The following is a 17,809-nucleotide window of genomic DNA, read 5'->3' as shown; positions in this document are numbered from 1 at the left end:
GATTGACCCGGACGGCGTTGGAGCAAGCGGGCAGAACACTTTTCGCCGAACAGGGTTTCCTCGCCGTATCCGCGGACGAGATCGTGGCCGCCGCGGGGGTGACCCGCGGCGCGCTCAACTATCACTACGGTGACAAACGCGGACTGTTCCTGGCTGTGCTCGAGCGTATGGAACGCGAGAACTCGGCCGAGATCCAAGCGGCCATCGCCACCGTCGCCGATCCGGGAGATCTGGTCCAAACCGTCGATGTGGGGCTGCGGGTATTTCTGGAGATCTGCCAGCGCCCTGACATGGTGCAGATCGCGCTGTCCGACGCGCCGGGGGTGCTGGGTTGGCAGGCGTGGCGGGAGTTCGAGGCCAGGCACGGGCTCGGTCTGATCACCGCACAGCTCGAGCAGGCGCAAGCCGCGGGATTGCTGGTCGACATGTCGATCTCCATGCTGGCGAAACTGCTGCTGAGCGCGATCACCGAGGCCGGTCTGCTTGTCGCGCAAACCGACGATCGGGCGGCCGCCAGCGCCGAGGCCGCCGCGACCCTGGCCGCGATCGTCCGCGGACTGTTACGCAGTGGCGGGCAAGGTCAGGTCGTCACCGATCAGCTCGCGGAACCCGGGACCGACGGCCACTAGCGGCGCCCGCAGTAGTAGGCGAGTACGGCAGGGCCGTCGCCGTTGTTGTGAATTGCCTTGCAATGCTGCTGGATCCAGTGCACGCGCGGATCGTCGGCCGGGGCGATCAGCACCAGGCCGACCTGACCTGAGCCGACCATCCGGGAGATCTGGTCGACGGTCGGCACCGGCGCCTCGCCGGTGAACCCGCCGATGGACGGGACTTCCGTGCCGCTGACCGCGATGAACGGCGAGGCGAGGGCCGAGGTGTAGGTGAGTAGCGGGTAGCGCTCGGAGTGCGGCTGTTTGCGCAGGCCGTCGAGGACCTTGTCGGCCGTCGACAGCGAGGATCCGAGAAATCCGTGGGTGACTTGGCGGGCCTGCGCCGATTCGAAGGGGGTGTCCAGTGCGCTGTCGTTGTGGACGAGCAGGGACACCGAGGCGACGGCCGGTGCGGCGAGCAGGAGCGTCGTCGCCCGCCGCAGCAGTGCCGCGATGCCGAGTGCGATCGCTGAAATGGTTGTCGCCCAACGTATTCCGGTGGGTGCGGGGGCGAGTAGCCACCAGGCGTATCCGACCGTCAGCACCGCGGCGGCCACGCCGAGGCCGCGCACCCGGGGATCGTCCGCCGCCTCGAAGAACGCCGTCGCGCCCATCCCGATCAGCGCGGCCAGCGCCGGTGTGAGCACCGCGAGGTAGTACGGGTTGACCGTGCCGATGGTCAGGAACGCCGCGATATGGATGAGCAGCCAGCCGCCCCACAGCATAAGAGCGCCGGTCGCCGGATCGGTGCGCGGTCCGCGGCGGGCCCGCAGCGCGAGCGCGACCAGGCACAGCAGCGCCAGCGGTACCAGCCAGCCGATTTCCCGGCCGCCGACCCCGCCGAAGATGTGGTCGAAGCGTTCGTTCGGGCCGATCACCAGTGCGGCGCGATAGCTCGTGCCGGACGCGGCACTGGTGGCGAAACTGGCGGCGCCGACGTTGAACGAGTCGTTGGCGCGGCTGGCGGCGTTGTAGAGGAATACCTGCTCGAACAGCGAATTATGTTGGCTGCCATCGATATACGGCCGGTGTGCGGCGGGCAGCGCCTGCACCACTGTCAGCCAACTCAGCGAAACCACAAGCGCCACAAGACCGAACAGCACGGTGGCGGTAATGCGCTGCCGCAGTTCGGATCTCGGCGCGGTAATGAGCACCGCGGCGGCCAGCGCCGGTATCACCAACCACGCCTGCACCATCTTCGTCTGGAACGCCAGACCGACGAACAATCCGGCGTACATCAGGTGCCTCGTGCGGCCGGACGCGATCGTCGCCGCGACCTGATCGGCGGCCAGCACCAGCAGCAGGATCAGCAGCGTATCGGAGATATTGCCGCGATTCAGCGCGACCGTCGCTGGGGTGAGTGCGGCCACCGCGGCGGCGATCAGCCCGGCCGTCGGAGTGGTGAGGCGGCGCACCGCGCGGTAGAGCACCAGGATGGTCAGCACGCCCGCCACGACCAGCGGCAGCAGATACGCCCAGGTGTGCGGGCCGAAGATACGCACCGACAGCGCCTGCACCCAGAGCGCGCCCGGCAGTTTGTCGACGCTGATCGTCGCGTCCGGATCGAAGGCGGCGAAGAAGAAGTTGTGCCAGCTCATCGACATCGATCGGACGGCCGCGGCGTAGTAGAGGTGCGGGATCTGCGAGCCGATACCCCACGCGTACAGCACCGCGGCGACGGCGGCGATCGCGAGCAGTGCCGGACGCGCCCAAGCCGGTTGGTCGTCCGGTGCGCGCCAGATCCGCCGGTACCGTGAGCGCGTCGGGACAGCGATGGTCACGGGACAAATATCCGCACGGGCGCGGCGGGCTGTCAAAGGATTTCACCCAGGACGAACTGGTCCGGTCGCGGCGAATGCGCCGAAGGATCACCGATGACGCTGTGCGACAACCACTTCGGCGGATCACGCGTCGATGCGGTAATCCGGATCGTGCTCTTCGCGGTAGCCCTTGATCGTGGCGTTCAGCGCGCGGTCCAGATTGTCCCGCAGACCCGCCGCCTCGGCGGGTGTGGCGCGCAGGGTGTCGCCGCTGCGGACCAGGTAGCGGCCGTCCGGATAGTCCATCACGTGGAAGCCGCGCGACGGCGCGGGCCGGTTGTCCCATGCCGGGCCCGCGTAGGCGGCGATATGGACGACGTTGGCGCGCGGACGTCCGAAGAAGCGTGCGGCCTGCTCCTTGGGTGAGCGATGCCCGACCCGGTACGGCCGGTCGTCCTCCTCTTCGATATCGCGCCGGGCGACCTCGAGACCCGGTCCGCTCGCGGGCGGCACGGCGGGCAGCAGCGCGATGAGCCGCGGCGCGACCTGTTCGGCGTCGATTATCGACATGTGAACCGTCCCACCGGAATCCGGCGCACCGGACGGTTCCTGAACCAGCAGCACCGCGGTGTTGCGCTGCACCGCGGCATGGGCTCGCAGCTTGTCGGGGCCGAGGAATCCGGCGACCTCGACGCGCGCCTCCGGCTGGGTGAGCACACCGAGCGCGGAGTACAGCCAGTCGTCGAGCCGGGCGTGTAGCTGCCCGGCCTCGTCCTTCCACGCCTGCTCGTATTCGGCCACCGTCTCGTGGGTCGAGCGGTACTGCAATGGATACGGCAGGATGTCGCGGTCGAAGGCGCGCCACAGCACCGTGAAACCGAGTGGGCTGAAATCCCACTCCCGCACGCTCATTCGCCGATCACCGGCGGCACCGATTTCACGCGGCTCTTCTCGTCGAGTCCGGTGAGCTCCTCGCCGTTCTCGCGATTCACCAGGTAGTCCTTGGTCTTGTGCTCTTTGTCGTCGTCACCCTTGCCGCGGGCCGCGCCGGGCATGCCGAAACCGGAAGCGCCGTTGGCGCCGGCCCGGGTGGCCGCGGCCAGGTTCGCCGGATTGGCGGCGGTGACGACCGGTGGCAGGTTGAGGCTGCTGCGCGGTGCGCTCGGGTTACCGGTATTCGGGATGCCTGTCTTCGGGGTGCCGGGCAGGCCCGTCTTGCTCGGGTCGAACGTCGTCGGGCTCGGTGTGGTGGAGGTCGGGTTGGTGCTGGTGGGGTTGGTTTTGGTCTTCGACGGGTCGTCGGTTTTCTGAGTGTCGGTCTTGGTGGGGTCCGTATTCGTCGGGTTCGTGCCGGTCGGGTTCGTGCCGTCGGGCTTCGTGTTGTCGGGGTTGGTGCCCTGGTCCTTGTCTTTGCCGTCCCCTTTGTCTTTGCCGTTTCCGTCCGGACCGTTCTTGCCGGGGCCCGGGTCGCCGCCTCTGGGTTTCGGCTGGTCGCCGCCGGGCTTGAGTACAACCGGGCCGACCTCCTCCTGGTGAATCGGGTTGTCCGGCTTGGGCACCAGCGGAACTCCGCTGTCGGTTTCCCGGACGGCGGGGTAGAAGACGTTCTTGATCGTGTTGACGGCGGCGTTCTGGTATTGGTCGTCGCGGTGCTGATTGATCCGCCAGGTCGGACCGGGGACCCAACTCGCGATATTGCTCGACAGGGTGTGGTCCGGAGCCTTCTGCACATTCGGCCGGGTGAGCTCGATGCCGGATCGGATGATCTTCACCTTCTCCGACACGAGCTGGACCGAACCGAGCAGGCCCTGCGCGTTCTTGACGTATTCGGTGATGCCTTCGGACGCCGCTTTATGCGACGCGCCCTGCCACTTGTCGTCGGTGGCCTTGGCGATCGCCGGGCCGAAATCCTTCAGGCCGCTGTCGAGCCGATCGCGCACCGATTCCCAGCGCTTATGCGTGGAGACCGCCTCGTCGACCGACATGGCCTGCACCCGCTCGTACAGGTCGTGCATGGTGGACGGATTCTTGTAGGCATCCTCGGGCACCTTCGCCGATTGCGATTGCAGGCCGAGGCCCTCGTTCTGGATCTCCCTGATCCGGTTGCGGGCGATGGACGCGTCGGGGCTCTGATCCGGTGACACCTGCGGCGGGCCGGACTTACGCCATTCGCTCAGCACCGAGCTGATGACCGTTATCGACGTCGGGTCGAACGGAAAGACCACCGACCATCCCCCAATCACTCAGATCTGCACATCGCCTCGAGGTCTATGACGCACCACGCCGCGCTTCGGTTCCATCAGATCACGTGAAGTCAGCGGCTCATAGGGCGACCGGCGATAGTCGGCCGGGGTGCGGTCAGGCGCGGTCCGTCAGCTGTCAGGTGATGTCGGGCCGAGGTATCGCTGAATCCCAAGCGACAGTGCGGGTTCGGACTCCTCGTGGGGGTATCGCTGGCGATGGTGTGGTCGCTACGATGAGGCATCAGCGGCGTAGGGGTGGTCTGCCGAACAGGGGAGGAGCATCGAATGGCGATTTACAGCAAGCCGGGCGGCTGTTGTGGGGCGACCGGATTTTATTTGGACACCGAAAAGGTCTCTGAACAGGCGCGACTTCTCGAGGCAGCAGGCAGCAGCCTAGCGGCATTGGTGGGGTCGGTGGAATTCGCCAGTACCGCGAACTCTTTCGTCGGTTCGGACCTGGCCGCAATCCTCGGCAACGGTGCGAACATTCTCGATTCGGCGTTGACCAGCCATGCCGGATTGGTGCAGTCCACCAGCGAGGGGTTCGCGCGAGTCGTGAGTGAGATTTCGAAGCAGGACCAAACCAGCGCCGACGCGATCAAACAGCTGCAATGAAGCTGACCCGGGCCCAGCTGGAAGCGGTCGATCCCAGCGCGTTACACGGGCTTGCGACACAGGTGGGGAATGTGCACGAGGAGCTGAACCAGCACGCCAAGACGCACGAACAAATATGGCACGATCTCGACGACGGCTGGCGAGGTTCGGCAGCCGACAGCGCCAGCGACAGCCTCGACAACCACATGCGGCGATTGCGAGCCAACGCCGAGGGCGTAGAACAGTTACAAACCTCGGTAACCAGTGCGGCAGTGGACCTGAGCGCGGCTAAAGCAAAGGTGCTCAGCACTGTCGCACAACTGGAGGCCAACGGCTTCAAAGTCGGTAATGATTGGTCGATTCAGGATGTATCGGGCTCGCAGGACGCGGCGCGTTCGGAGAGTCTGCAAAACAACTCGGTCGCGCTTCGGGGAGCACTCGATGGGTACGAATACGCGGAGAAGCTTGCCGGGCAGAAAATCGAGGCCGCGTACAAGAACATCACGCCCGTTGATGCAGGCACCCCTAATTATTACGGCGATCCGAGCAACTGGGACACCGACTGTCACATTACCGGTGCATTGAAGTGGGGCGATTTCACCGAGGAGCAAAAGAGGAACGCTCGAGATATTTACGCGGTAGGGCGTTGTCTCGGGATGACGAAGGACGAGATCCAGCTCGCGTTGATGACCGCGCTACTCGAAAGTCACATGTACAACATCGGCGACAATTCGATGCCCGGCTCGGAGGAAAAAGCGGACGCTCGCAACGGGAAAAAGTGCATGGGCCACACCAGCAAAAAGGATACGGAAAGCGGTGCCGGGATATTCCAGCAACATCCCTTCGATAAGAATGGGAACTGGGGGACAACCGACGAGATCATGGACCCGGCGCAGGCGGCGACCATGTTCTACAAGGGCCGGTGCACGCCGAGCGGTGTGCTGGCCGACGGTATTTGGACTTACACTCGTGATCGCCGAATAGCTATCGACCCGTCCGCCGAAAGTCAGTATCTTTACGAGCCGAAGGAACGGAATCCGGATATCAAGGTAGCGGATGGCTCGCCGAAATCCGCACCGCCCTGGGCGATTGCGCAAGTTATTCAGCGCCCCGCCATGCTGGAATATAATAATGGCGCGGGTACTCCGAGTTATGAGTCCAATTGGAAAAACGCAGTGGATCTGTACGGCAAGCTCGAGCAGGATCAGGCGCCTTTTGAAAAAAATTCCAACTACTGTTCGATACGCAAGGCGCGGGTGGACAATATACTCAATCAGAACAAATGCGCAGAATAACGGGGTGATCGTGTTCCGAATCGCTTTTTCCGTTGCAATTGTGGCTATATTATCGGGGTGTTCATCGGGCCCGGTCGCGCCGCCGCCGTCTAATGTAGCGTCGCCGCCATCGACTGTGGCGCCATCTTCGAGTATAAAGCATGATGCTGCCCTGAATGACCGGCTTGCTTCGTTTCTGCTCCACGAAGATGAAATCAATGCGTTGCGTACGAGTCAGGACGGGCCTGAACAATGGTACAGTGCTGGATCTTCCGAGCCAGCCGATACGGAATTTTCGTTCCCGGACCTCAAGAATATCGAGCCGAGCCAATGTGGCGATGCGGTTCGGCAGTCGTACAACTTCGAGATCACCGACTGGACGGGGTTCTCGCAGTATAGCCGTATCGGGCCGGGGGGCTCCAACTATGGCATAGTTCAGAATGTGGCGGCTTATCCGGATGCGTCCGCAGCGCAACGCGCCTATAAGGGTATCGCTGACAAGATTCGCGCGTGTGGAAATACGTCGGGAACCTTGGCGGTGAAAGTCTCGGATATTGTCACCGGCCCATTCTCCGTCGAGCTGCGAGATGTCAATCCTACTTCGCTGCGGTGGACATTCGTCAGTCATCGAGACTACCGGGCGAGCTCGCCCCAATATTCGACGGAGGTGATACTCGCAGTTGTCAACAATATGGTTGTGTGCGTATCTGCATCGCGTTTCTCCGACGCCGAACACCTCGCCACCGCACTGATGCAGGCGATAACTCAGCGAATTACATCGTCACGTTAGTTCGGCCCCCCGACAGGCACGCAACGCATCGGTGTGGGCGGCCTCGGCTGGCATTGCGCTGATCAGTGCGTTCGGGTTGCCGACAGGGGTTGAGACCGTCGGCCGCGGTGGCCTCCGGAGTAGGCGTCGATGTCAGAGGTAGATGTGATGATCCGACGATGCACGTTTCTCTCATGGAAGAGTCCTGGCGACGGATCGACTCCTGGCTCGCCGCGAACGCGCCGCGAACGTTCGCATCCCTGCGCCCGCCCGCCTCGGAGGAGGCCATTAGTGCCGCGGCTGCCGAGTTGGGGGTGAAGTTCCCTGCGGATCTGGTCGCGTATCTGCGGCACCACGACGGAGTCTCCCCCGGGAAGCGGGGTTACGTTTCCCCGGAGGAAGGGGGTTTCACGTTTCCCGGTTTTGAGCCCTACACCCTCGGCCAGATCGTCTCCTCGGGCTTGGGTAAGCAGGAGACGTGGGCCAGGTACGCCGAGGACGGGCTGCTCGAGGGACCCGAGGGCTTACTCGGGGGACCCGGGGGCTACTGGCACCGGGATTTCCTGGCCTTCGCCCGCAACATAAGTGCGGACGCGCTGGTCGTGGATTGCCGTCCAGGCGAGTCGTTCGGTGCGGTGGGCCAGGATGCGGAGGCCGAGGGCACGATATTCGGGAAATGGGGAAGCCTGGCGGCCTTCATGGAGCAGGTCGCCGACTCCCTGGAGGGCGGAACCGTCATGACGGTGGGGCTGTCGTATGTGCCTGTCGTCGACGACGGGATGCTGCTGTGGGAGCTCGCTCCAGAACGGCGACACGAGCCGCGGTCTCTGTTCGACCGCGGGCTCGCCGACCCGGTCATCGCCGCGCCCCGCCGGACGACTTCCCACGCCGCGCCGACCAAGTCCTGGCCCAGCGGGTACGACGATTTCTGCCTGACCTTCGCGCAGGCCTTGGACGAGGACGAACTCCTGATCCGGTTCGGCGCGTTGCCCGAGACCCGGCGCCCACGGTGGCGGGAGGAGGCGGAAAGTCCGGATCAGTGGCAGAGCCCTAGCGTGCTGCTGCCGGTGGTCCGCGTGGGAACCCACGACGGTTGGGCGTTCGGCATGGAGGAAGGTCACCATATTTTGGAGGGCACACGCGACGAGGTGCTTCGCCGTGTGTCCCGTGGCACTCGCGCGGTGTCGGTCAGCTATCGGGGTGAAAGCGGCCCTATCTCGGTATCCCTTTTCGACAACGGCGAACTGGTGACGAAGTATCACACCGGATGGGCCGTCCTGCCTGACGGCGCGCGCGACCCGTTCGAGGTCTTCTCGGGTCTGCCGCCGCACGACGAGTGGGCGGCGCGTTGGGATCCGGACCGACAGGTCGTGGTCAGCGGTCTGCCCATGCCGGGTCAGGAACCCACACCCCAGCAGTGGCAGGAACGGCTGCTGGCGGTGTGCGACACGGTCGTTCGCCGCTGCGGCATCCCACTGCCACCGCCCGGCCTGGACGGGGAACTCGACAGCGCGCGGATCCTTCCTCTGCTCGCGGACAACAACTTCGGGGTATCCGTGCCTGACCGGTTTGCCTCCCTCGTTGACGCCGCGCCGCCCGAGCGCCTGCGCCGCGCACTCGCCGCGCAGATGTCGGCGCTGGCCACCGAGACCGGGCTCGACAGCTATCAGGAGGTCACCGAGGCACTGCTCCTGCTCAGCGCGGAGGATCGCCCCGGCATTACCGACGATTCCGCCCTTGACCTGCGGCTGCGCCGCGTGCACGCCGAGGCCCAGGTGACATACGCCGACTGGAACGACCGGTCTGTCTGGCAGGACCGCGCCATGGCCGCCCGCGCCCTGGCCGATGCGCTCAGCCTGCCGGTCCGGGAAGCCCTGGGCTTGGTCATAGGCTGCCGTCAGGACCCCCACTGGCGGCAGGAGTTTCGTAAGCAGCTGACCGACGACTGATTCCTGCATGATCCCTGGTTGCGTCGGACACGCCTAAAGTGGCTTTCAGTAAAGAGTATTCAGTCGGCCGCCGATGAATCTTTGGGCAGCCCGGTAGTAATGCGAGGTCAGCCATGGGCCGCGGTCGGGATAAGGCAAAACAGACCAAAGTCGCACGTTCGGTGAAGTACCGCGGCGAACCCGGTGGCGGCGCCGCGGGTGTCCGCGAACCGCGCAGGCCGGTACCTCCGGATGATCATCTGGGCGCAACCCGCCCGTTCGATCCGGACCCCATAACGGTCGGTTTTCTCGACCCACGCAGCTGACGCCGGGTACGGTCCCGAATCGCGAGCCACGCCGCACCGTAAGCGCACCGGACTCGCGACGTCCTTGTCGTTTGTATTAATACTTCCGAGCCGAAATAACAAATTCCTACTATTTGTTCGCACCTTGAAGGGCCGGGCGGGCCGTAGGTATCGTATTCCCTATAGTCGAGTATGGATCGAGGTGAACAGCAATGCGTCACGAGTACTGATCCTAGGGAGATAATTCGCAGCTATGCGGCCCTATTGTCGGGGACGCATAGCTGCGCGGCCGATATGGGATGATTGAGATGACGAAACGTGGCTGATTTCACATTCGATCCACTCGATGCCGACTTCCTGGAAAACCCTTATCCTACTTTTTCCGAGCTCCGGCAGCGACACCCGCTGTATTGGCACGAAGGTATGCAATCGTGGGTCGTCTCCCGTTATGACGACTGTTTGAGGATTTTGCGGGACACGGACGTCTTCGGCGCGGACCCACGGAGATTCGGCCAGGACCTGCCGAAATCCCGGATCAGCGTGCAGACGCTGGACGGAGCCGAGCATGCACGCATTCGTGACGTCATCGTCACAGCTCTCCAGGGCACAGATCAATCTATTATCGAGGGACGCGTCGACAAGCTATTGGGGCAATTGATCAAGGGCCTCGACAGCACTGATTCCTTCGATTTCGTACAATCTGTTGCCGTACCGCTGACAACGAAGGTCTCGCTTTCGCTGTTCGAGCTGCCGACGGAGTCGGTAGGCCGTGTTTCCGATGCGTCGATCGCTATTGTGCGCAGTATGATGCACGGTCTGATACCCGAAGGGGCGACAACCGGATTGGCGGAGCGGGAAATCGTCACGAACACCCTCGACGCCTGGTACGAGGAGGCGGATAGTGGACTTCTTCGGACCATCCGCAACATGCCGCAGAGTGAGTTTGTGGACCGCGATGCTCTTTTGAACTCGCTGCGGGTTGTCCTGCTCGCGGGAATCAACTCGACGCAGCGTCTTCTTGCGTTGTCCTTACGGGCCTTGCTGTCCCGGGAGGATGGTCTGCGGAGCTTCAGCTCGAGTCCATCCAGGTTCCAGGCGATCAACGAGCTCGTCCGCTTCGAAGGCAGCGCACAATCCGCTGCGCGTTTCTGTGTGAAACCGATCATTTTGCACGGTAGACGGATCGAGGAAGGGCAGAGCATTATTGCCCTCCTAGGGTCGGCGAATCGCGACGACAGACGCTTCGAAGATCCGGACACGCTGATCCTGGACCGCCGCCCGAATCCGCACCTCGGTTTCGGGCGCGGTGCGCATGCCTGTGTCGGAATTGCGCTCGCCCAGTCCATTGGAGGTGTCGCTTTGGAAGCCCTCGGAAGGGATTACCCCTTGGCGAGGTTGACGGGTCCGGCGGTCATCGAAAGAAATCCGGCGCTACGTGGACTCATCTCCTTGCCGGTAGGCCTGACGTGACAAACCCGCGCCGTGACGATTCGGAGGTCGCAGATCCGAATCGAGTCAACAGGCTCTGGTGGGATCACATTGCGGGCGAGCATGAAATCAGCTCTCACTATCAAGTCGAGCAATTTCTGGCCGGAGTTTCAAGTCTTGATGAACGTGAACGCGGTGAAGTGGCAAATGCGGTCGGGGACGTATCCGGGCTCGAGCTTCTCCACCTGCAGTGCCATATAGGCTTGGACACCATCTCCTGGGCTCGCCTGGGTGCTGCGGCTACCGGTCTCGATTACTCTGTCGCCGCGATCGATATAGCGAGAAAACTGGCCGATAAGGCGGGATGTTCTGCCGTATTCCGGGTTGCGGACGCGCAGAGACTGCCCGACGATCTGGCAGCACGATTCGATGTGGTATTCGCCTCCTATGGGATCTTCTACTGGATAGCCGATATCGGTGCATGGATGCGGTCCGCTGCCGCGGCTTTGCGCCCGAATGGAAAGCTGGTCGTGGTGGAGACCCATCCCTTGGTGCAGATGATCAATTCCGTCGAACCGGTCCGCGTTGATTTCCCGTACGGAGGTGCGAAACCCGTTCATCGGAAAATTTCCGCCACGTACTCCGGAATCGACATTCCCATGGAGCGAAGTCATACGGTCGGCTACGCCCACGGAATCGGTGAAATAGTGACCGCGGCCGCCGCGGCGGGCCTGCGGATCGATTCCCTCACCGAGTATATGGATCGAGCCGAGGCTTCCCCTCGCTCTGGAAACCCACTCACCCGTAATGCCGATGGTCGCTACCAGCTACTGATCGACGGGGAGGCGCTACCGGTTTCTTTCAGCTTGCGGGCAACGCGCCGACGGGACTGAGCTCTAGTTGGTCGCGAAGCCCTATTCATCTACCGCAGAATGGCTCGGACCATACAGCCGTTATGTCGTTGCCCGCGGTGTGTCCACTGCGGGCACCAGCCTCGTCAACGTGGTCATCGCGTTCGCCGTGCTCCATGTGGGCGGTGACGGTTTCGACGCCGGGCTTGTGCTGGCAAGTTCCGTGCTCACCCAGACGGTGCTGCTCCCTTTGGGCGGAGTGCTGGCCGACCGTGTCTCGCGCTCGTTCCTCGCCGTCGCCGGAAACACCGTTCTTGCGGCGGTGCAGGCCGTTATGGGCGCCCTCCTGATTGCCGGGCATGCGGCCGTCTGGATGTTCGCCGGCGCCGCGGCCGTGACGGGGGCAGCCGCCGCGGCCGTACAACCTGCCTTCCAAGGGCTGATCGTCCAGCTCGTCCCGGCCACCGCCCTGCAACGGGCCAACGCCTCGCTGCGGCTCGTCCTCAACCTCTCTCGCATCGCGGCACCCGGACTCGGATCCCTGCTGGGGGCTGCGTTCGGCTTCGGCCGGGTGCTCCTGGTCGCGGGCGCGTCGTTCGCCGCATGCGTTCTGGTCCTGCTCCTCCTGCGCGTACCGCAGCCTGTCCAAGCGGGCACGACCAGGAGAGTCCGTGCGGGATGGCAGGCTTTTCGCAGCCGCCCCTGGATGTGGGCTTATGCGCTCTCGTGTACCATCACCGTCCCCCTGTGGCTGGCCGGCTACCAGCTGCTGGGTCCGCTGATCCTCTCCGGGAGGCAGGGCGGAGCAGCCCAATGGGGCTGGGCCGTCTCCGTCTTCTCGGCGGGGCTGGTGCTCGGGTCCGTCGTCGCGCTGCGCTGGCGTCCCAGACGTCTCATGCTGGCCTGCGTGCTGGTGCAGATCGTGTGGCCCCTGCCCCTAGCCGTGCTCGCGGCAGGCCCCCGGCCGACCCTGCTGCTCGGGTCCATGTTGATCAGTGGCATCGGTCTGGAGCTCGCGGTGGTCCTCTTCGAGACCGCCAAGCAGCAACAGGTGCCTGAGCGTCTCATCGGCCGGGTGACGTCCCTGATCATGATCGGTGAGAACGCCCTCGTACCGCTCGGCTATCTTCTGGCAGGCACAGTTGCCGATCGGCTCGGGGCCATTCGGGTCATGTGGATCTGCTGTCTCGGCATCCTCGCCTGCAACATCGTGCTACTCCTGATCCCCAGCCTCCGCCGGTTGCCCGCCCGCACCGAGGTGCGCGAGCGACCATGACACATCGCGGTACCCGGAAGTATCACAGTGACGAATGTGACGCATGGTGGCGGCGCGCCTCCACCATTAGTTGAGGGTTTGCGGCCATTATCGGGCCATGAGGATGCTGGCACTGCTGTCGAAGAACACCGAGACGCTGCCCGGACTGACCGGGATAGCCAGGGTCGACCGCAACACCAGGCGTCTGCTCAAGCGGGTCGGGCCGGGGGATATCGTGGTGCTCGACGAGATGGACCTGGATCGCGTCACCGCCGACCGGCTGGTCGAGGCCGGAGTGGTCGCGGTGGTGAACACCTCGCCGTCGATCTCCGGCCGCTATCCGAATCTGGGCCCGGAAGTGTTGGTGGCCAACGGAATTCTGCTGTTGGATACGGTCAGCTCGGATGCCTTCGGCAGGATCAAGGACGGCGTCAAGGTCCGCATCGACGAGGGCGTCGTCTACGCCGACAAGGTGACCAAGAAGGAACCCGAGGTCCTGGTCGAGGGCATCGAGCTCACCGAATCGGCCATCGCCGACCGGATGATCGAGGCGCGCAACGGTCTCGCCGATCACCTCGAGGCGTTCGCCGGCAACACGATCGAGTTCATCCGCACCGAAAGTGCCCTGCTCATCGATGGAATCGGTGTGCCGGAGCTGGAATTGAACATGAAGCACCGGCAGGTGGTCGTGGTGGCCGACGGGCCCGATCACGCCGACGACCTCAAGCGGCTCAAGCCGTTCATCAAGGAGTACGCGCCGATCATGGTCGGTGTCGGCCGCGGCGCCGACACCATGATGAAGCAGGGCTACAAACCCGATCTCATCGTCGGTGATCCGGACGAAATCACCACGGCCACTTTGAAATCCGGCGCGGAGATGATCCTGCCCGCGGACACCGACGGGCATGCGAAGGGTTTGGAGCGCATCCAGGACCTCGGCATCGGGGCCACCACCTTCCCGTCCTCCGGCGCGCCCGCCGATCTGGCGCTGCTGCTGGCCCACCATCACGGCGCCGCGCTCATCGTGACCGTCGGCGCGGCCGCCTCGCTCGACGATTTCTTCGACCGCAGCCGCCGCGACAGCAATCCCGCCACCTTCCTGACCCGGCTGAAGCTCGGCACCAAGCTGATGGATGCGAAAGCCGTCGCCACGCTGTACCGCAACCGGATGTCGGGCACCGCGATCGCGCTGGTGGTGCTCGCGGCGCTGATCGCGGTGATCGTGGTGCTACTAGCCTCGAATTCCGGTACCGACGTGCTGAATTGGGGTTTGGACAGCTGGCATCGGCTCTCGCACTGGGGACATCGGTTCTTGGCACATTACGTCGAGCGAAAGTAGCAAGGGACGCAGATGATTTCGCTTCGCCAGCACGCAATCTCCATCGCCGCCATCTTCCTCGCGCTCGCCATCGGGGTGGTGCTCGGCTCGCAGACGCTGGCCGCCGACCTGCTATCCGGGCTGCGCGCGGATAAGACGGATCTGCGCCAGCAGCTCGATTCGACGGCCGACCAGAATCGCAAACTGACCGATCAGCTGAACGCGGCCGACCGGTTCATCGCCGGTTCGGCGGGCCGCATCCTCGGCGGCACCCTCGCCGACCGCACCGTCGTGGTCTTCACCGCACCCGACGCCGATCCGGCCGACGTCGAGGGTGTCACCAAGGCGTTGGAAACCGCCAATGCCACCGTCACCGGCAAGATCGCGCTCACCGATGCCTTCCTCGACGCCACCGAGGGCGACCGGCTGCGCACGGCCATCACCAACGTCATCCCGGCGGGCGCCCAACTGCGCACCGGCGCGGTGGACCAGGGCAGCCTGGCCGGCGACCTGCTCGGCCTGGTGCTGCTGCTAGACCCGGGCAACGCGCAACCGCGCAGCACCCCGCAGGAGCTGGGGCTGGCGCTGGAGACGCTGCGCGGCGGCGGCTTCCTCGCATACGGCGATCCCGCGGTGCGCCCCGCGCAGCTGGCGGTCGTTTTCACCGGCAACGGCGCGAAATCCGGTGAGAACAATCAGGGTTCGAATCTCGCGCGGTTCGCCGGCGCGCTGCGCGGCCGCGGCGCGGGTGTCGTACTGGCCGGACGCGCCGGATCGGCCGATACGCCGGGGCCGATCGCGGCGGTCCGCTCCGACGCCGCGCTGGCGGGCAGCGTAACCACCGTCGACAACCTGGACCGCGAGATCGGCCGCGTCACCACCGCCCTCGGCCTGACCGAACAGCTCAGCGGCGGCGCGGGCCGATACGGCACCGGCACCAAGGCGACGTCGCTCACACTCGCGGCGATGCCACGCTGACCGCGGCCCAGTCACCGGATGGCAAACGCGCGTGGCGTTCGATCCGGACTCCCTTTCCGTGTTACCGTGAAGACCCGTGGGTCAAACACGGATTCAGGCGCGAACGGCCACGAAGCACATCTTCGTCAGCGGTGGTGTCGCCTCCTCTCTGGGTAAGGGTCTTACCGCCTCCAGCCTCGGACAGCTGCTGACGGCGCGTGGACTGCGGGTCACCATGCAGAAGCTGGACCCGTACTTGAATGTCGATCCGGGCACCATGAATCCGTTCCAGCACGGAGAGGTGTTCGTGACCGAGGACGGTGCGGAGACCGATCTCGACGTCGGCCACTACGAGCGATTCCTCGACCGGGATCTGTCCAGGGACGCGAATGTGACCACCGGGCAAATCTATTCGTCGGTCATCGCCAAGGAGCGCCGCGGCGAATACCTCGGCGATACGGTGCAGGTGATTCCGCACATCACCGATGAGATCAAGAGCCGGATCGTCGCCATGGCCGGTCCGGATCTGCAGGGTCAGACCCCGGATGTGGTGATCACCGAAATCGGCGGCACCGTAGGCGATATCGAGTCGCAGCCGTTTCTGGAGGCGGCCCGGCAGATCCGCCACGACGTCGGCCGGGAGAACGTCTTCTTCCTGCACGTGTCGCTGGTGCCGTACCTGGCGCCGTCGGGTGAGCTGAAGACCAAGCCGACCCAGCACTCGGTGGCGGCGCTGCGCAGCATCGGTATCCAGCCGGACGCGCTGATCCTGCGCTGCGACCGCGACGTGCCGCAGGGTCTGAAGAGCAAGATCGCGCTGATGTGCGACGTCGACGTCGACGCGTGCATCTCCACCCCGGACGCGCCGTCGATCTACGACATTCCGCGCGTGCTGCACCGCGAGGGCCTCGACGCCTACGTGGTGCGCAAGCTCGGGCTGCCGTTCCGCGACGTGGACTGGACCGTCTGGGGCGACCTGTTGGAGCGGGTGCATTCGCCGCGGGAAACCGTCGAGGTGGCGCTGGTCGGCAAGTACGTCGACCTGCCCGACGCGTACCTGTCGGTGACCGAGGCGCTGCGCGCGGGCGGCTTCGCCTCGCGGGCGAAGGTGAACATCCGCTGGGTGCCGTCGGACGAATGCGAGACCCCGTCGGGCGCACAGGCCGCGCTGCGCGAGGTGGACGCGGTGCTGATTCCGGGCGGCTTCGGCATCCGCGGCATCGAGGGCAAGATCGGTGCGGTGAAATACGCACGGACACGGGGCATTCCGCTGCTCGGGCTGTGCCTCGGCCTGCAGTGCGTGGTGATCGAGGCGGCCCGCTCGGCCGGCCTGATCGAGGCGAGCTCGGCCGAATTCGATCCGGACACACCGCATCCGGTGATTTCGACGATGGCCGATCAGCGAGACGCGGTGGCGGGCGCGGCCGATCTCGGCGGCACCATGCGGCTCGGCGCGTATCCCGCTGTGCTGGAAAAGGGTTCGGTTGTGGCCCAGGCATACGGCGGCGAGCAAGTGTCGGAGCGGCACCGGCACCGCTTCGAGGTGAACAACGCCTACCGCGACAAGATCGCGCAGAGCGGGCTGAAGTTCAGCGGCACCTCGCCGGACGGGCACCTGGTCGAATTCGTCGAGCTGCCCGCCGACGTGCACCCGTTCTTCGTGGCGACGCAGGCGCATCCCGAGCTGAAGAGCCGCCCGACCCGGCCGCATCCGCTGTTCGCGGCGCTTATCGCGGCGGCGCTGAAATACAAACTGGCCGAACGTCTTCCGGTCGACATCCCGGGTGAGGAAGAATTCGCCGACGCGGAGCAGGGTGCCTGAGTGAACGGTCCGGGGAGCCACGATTTCGAGACGGTGGCGAGTAGGACCGTCTACAGTGGCGCGATCCTCGCGCTGCGGCTCGACAAGGTGGCCATGCCGGGCGGCAAGGTCGTCGAACGTGAGGTGGTCGAACATCACGGCGCGGTGGCCGTGCTCGCCGTCGACGATGCCGACAACGTGGTGCTGATCCGCCAGTACCGGCATCCGGTCGGCACCCGGCTGCTCGAACTGCCCGCCGGGCTGCTCGACGTGCCGGGCGAGGATCCCTTGACGGCGGCGCGGCGCGAGCTCGCCGAGGAGACGGGGCTGGCGGCGCGGGACTGGTCGGTGCTGGTGGATGTCGCGCTCTCGCCCGGCTTCACCGATGAGGCGCTGCGCGTGTACCTGGCTGTCGGCCTGTCCGAAACCGACCGTCCCGAACCGGAATTCGAGGAGGCCGATCTGGAGCTGGTGCGACTGCCGGTGGCGGAGGCGGTGCGCGCGGCGCTGGCGGGGGAGATCTCCAACGCCACCGCCGTCGCGGGTGTGCTCGCGCTGGCCGCCGCGCGGGCGGGCGGTATCGCGCCGCGGCCCGCCGATGCGCCGTGGCCGGGGCGACCCACCGCGTTCCTGGAACGCAAAGCCGCGCAACAGCAGTCGGAAGCCTGACGGGGCG

The 17,809-nt window shown here is 65.0% G+C and carries 16 protein-coding genes; 13 read left to right on the top strand and 3 right to left on the bottom strand.

Features of this window, described 5'->3' with window-relative positions; translation table 11 throughout:
* The first annotated feature begins 2 nt into the window (after nt 1-2).
* Nucleotides 3-629, top strand: coding sequence for a TetR/AcrR family transcriptional regulator (locus LGY53_RS37245; RefSeq protein WP_225731392.1), 627 nt, complete (start codon nt 3-5; stop codon nt 627-629).
* Here LGY53_RS37245 and LGY53_RS37240 read toward each other — a convergent pair.
* From LGY53_RS37240 to LGY53_RS37230, 3 genes are all read right to left on the bottom strand, one after another.
* Nucleotides 626-2,431 carry a glycosyltransferase family 39 protein gene (locus LGY53_RS37240; protein WP_225731391.1) on the bottom strand — a complete coding sequence of 602 codons (1,806 nt, stop codon included), beginning with the start codon at nt 2,429-2,431 and terminating at the stop codon, nt 626-628. The genes LGY53_RS37245 and LGY53_RS37240 overlap by 4 nt on opposite strands.
* 123 nt (nt 2,432-2,554) lie before the next feature.
* Nucleotides 2,555-3,322: an ESX secretion-associated protein EspG gene (locus tag LGY53_RS37235; RefSeq protein ID WP_225731390.1), complete on the bottom strand. Its 768-nt coding sequence runs from the start codon at nt 3,320-3,322 to the stop codon at nt 2,555-2,557.
* Nucleotides 3,319-4,635: a hypothetical protein gene (locus LGY53_RS37230; protein WP_225731389.1), complete on the bottom strand. Its 1,317-nt coding sequence runs from the start codon at nt 4,633-4,635 to the stop codon at nt 3,319-3,321. The genes LGY53_RS37235 and LGY53_RS37230 overlap by 4 nt, the downstream gene beginning before the upstream one ends.
* A 303-nt stretch (nt 4,636-4,938) precedes the next feature.
* Between LGY53_RS37230 and LGY53_RS37225 the strand changes: the two genes are divergently transcribed.
* From LGY53_RS37225 to LGY53_RS37170, 12 genes are all read left to right on the top strand, one after another.
* A complete protein-coding gene (locus LGY53_RS37225) occupies nt 4,939-5,268 on the top strand; it encodes a hypothetical protein (RefSeq protein WP_225731388.1) in 330 nt (109 codons plus the stop codon).
* Nucleotides 5,265-6,542, top strand: coding sequence for a WXG100 family type VII secretion target (locus LGY53_RS37220; protein WP_225731387.1), 1,278 nt, complete (start codon nt 5,265-5,267; stop codon nt 6,540-6,542). Before LGY53_RS37225 ends, LGY53_RS37220 begins: the two co-directional genes overlap by 4 nt.
* A gap of 115 nt (nt 6,543-6,657) precedes the next feature.
* On the top strand, nt 6,658-7,311 hold the full coding sequence (locus LGY53_RS37215; protein WP_225731386.1) for a sensor domain-containing protein: 654 nt from the start codon (nt 6,658-6,660) through the stop codon (nt 7,309-7,311).
* A 158-nt stretch (nt 7,312-7,469) separates the two neighbouring features.
* On the top strand, nt 7,470-9,239 hold the full coding sequence (locus LGY53_RS37210; protein WP_225731385.1) for an SMI1/KNR4 family protein: 1,770 nt from the start codon (nt 7,470-7,472) through the stop codon (nt 9,237-9,239).
* A gap of 113 nt (nt 9,240-9,352) precedes the next feature.
* Nucleotides 9,353-9,544: a DUF3073 family protein gene (locus LGY53_RS44530; protein WP_225731384.1), complete on the top strand. Its 192-nt coding sequence runs from the start codon at nt 9,353-9,355 to the stop codon at nt 9,542-9,544.
* Between the two features lie 297 nt (nt 9,545-9,841).
* The gene (locus tag LGY53_RS44300) at nt 9,842-10,993 is read left to right on the top strand and encodes a cytochrome P450 (protein ID WP_225731383.1); all 1,152 of its coding nucleotides are present in this window, start codon (nt 9,842-9,844) and stop codon (nt 10,991-10,993) included.
* Nucleotides 10,990-11,844: a class I SAM-dependent methyltransferase gene (locus tag LGY53_RS37195; RefSeq protein WP_225731382.1), complete on the top strand. Its 855-nt coding sequence runs from the start codon at nt 10,990-10,992 to the stop codon at nt 11,842-11,844. The genes LGY53_RS44300 and LGY53_RS37195 overlap by 4 nt, the downstream gene beginning before the upstream one ends.
* A gap of 79 nt (nt 11,845-11,923) precedes the next feature.
* Nucleotides 11,924-13,078 carry an MFS transporter gene (locus tag LGY53_RS37190; RefSeq protein ID WP_225731429.1) on the top strand — a complete coding sequence of 385 codons (1,155 nt, stop codon included), beginning with the start codon at nt 11,924-11,926 and terminating at the stop codon, nt 13,076-13,078.
* A 97-nt stretch (nt 13,079-13,175) separates the two neighbouring features.
* Nucleotides 13,176-14,396, top strand: a complete 1,221-nt coding sequence (gene steA / locus LGY53_RS37185; protein WP_225731381.1) for a putative cytokinetic ring protein SteA — start codon at nt 13,176-13,178, stop codon at nt 14,394-14,396.
* A 12-nt stretch (nt 14,397-14,408) separates the two neighbouring features.
* Nucleotides 14,409-15,353: a copper transporter gene (locus LGY53_RS37180; protein WP_225731380.1), complete on the top strand. Its 945-nt coding sequence runs from the start codon at nt 14,409-14,411 to the stop codon at nt 15,351-15,353.
* A gap of 76 nt (nt 15,354-15,429) precedes the next feature.
* A complete protein-coding gene (locus LGY53_RS37175) occupies nt 15,430-17,154 on the top strand; it encodes a CTP synthase (RefSeq protein WP_225731379.1) in 1,725 nt (574 codons plus the stop codon).
* Nucleotides 17,155-17,802 carry an NUDIX hydrolase gene (locus LGY53_RS37170; protein ID WP_225731378.1) on the top strand — a complete coding sequence of 216 codons (648 nt, stop codon included), beginning with the start codon at nt 17,155-17,157 and terminating at the stop codon, nt 17,800-17,802.
* Nucleotides 17,803-17,809 lie beyond the last annotated feature (7 nt).

It is taken from the genome of Nocardia sp. JCM 34519.1 (assembly GCF_020361265.1).
GTDB classification, from domain to species: Bacteria; Actinomycetota; Actinomycetes; order Mycobacteriales; family Mycobacteriaceae; genus Nocardia; species Nocardia arthritidis_A.
The sequence above is the reverse complement of the archived record's forward strand: the minus strand, read 5'-3'. Positions and strand labels throughout refer to the sequence as shown.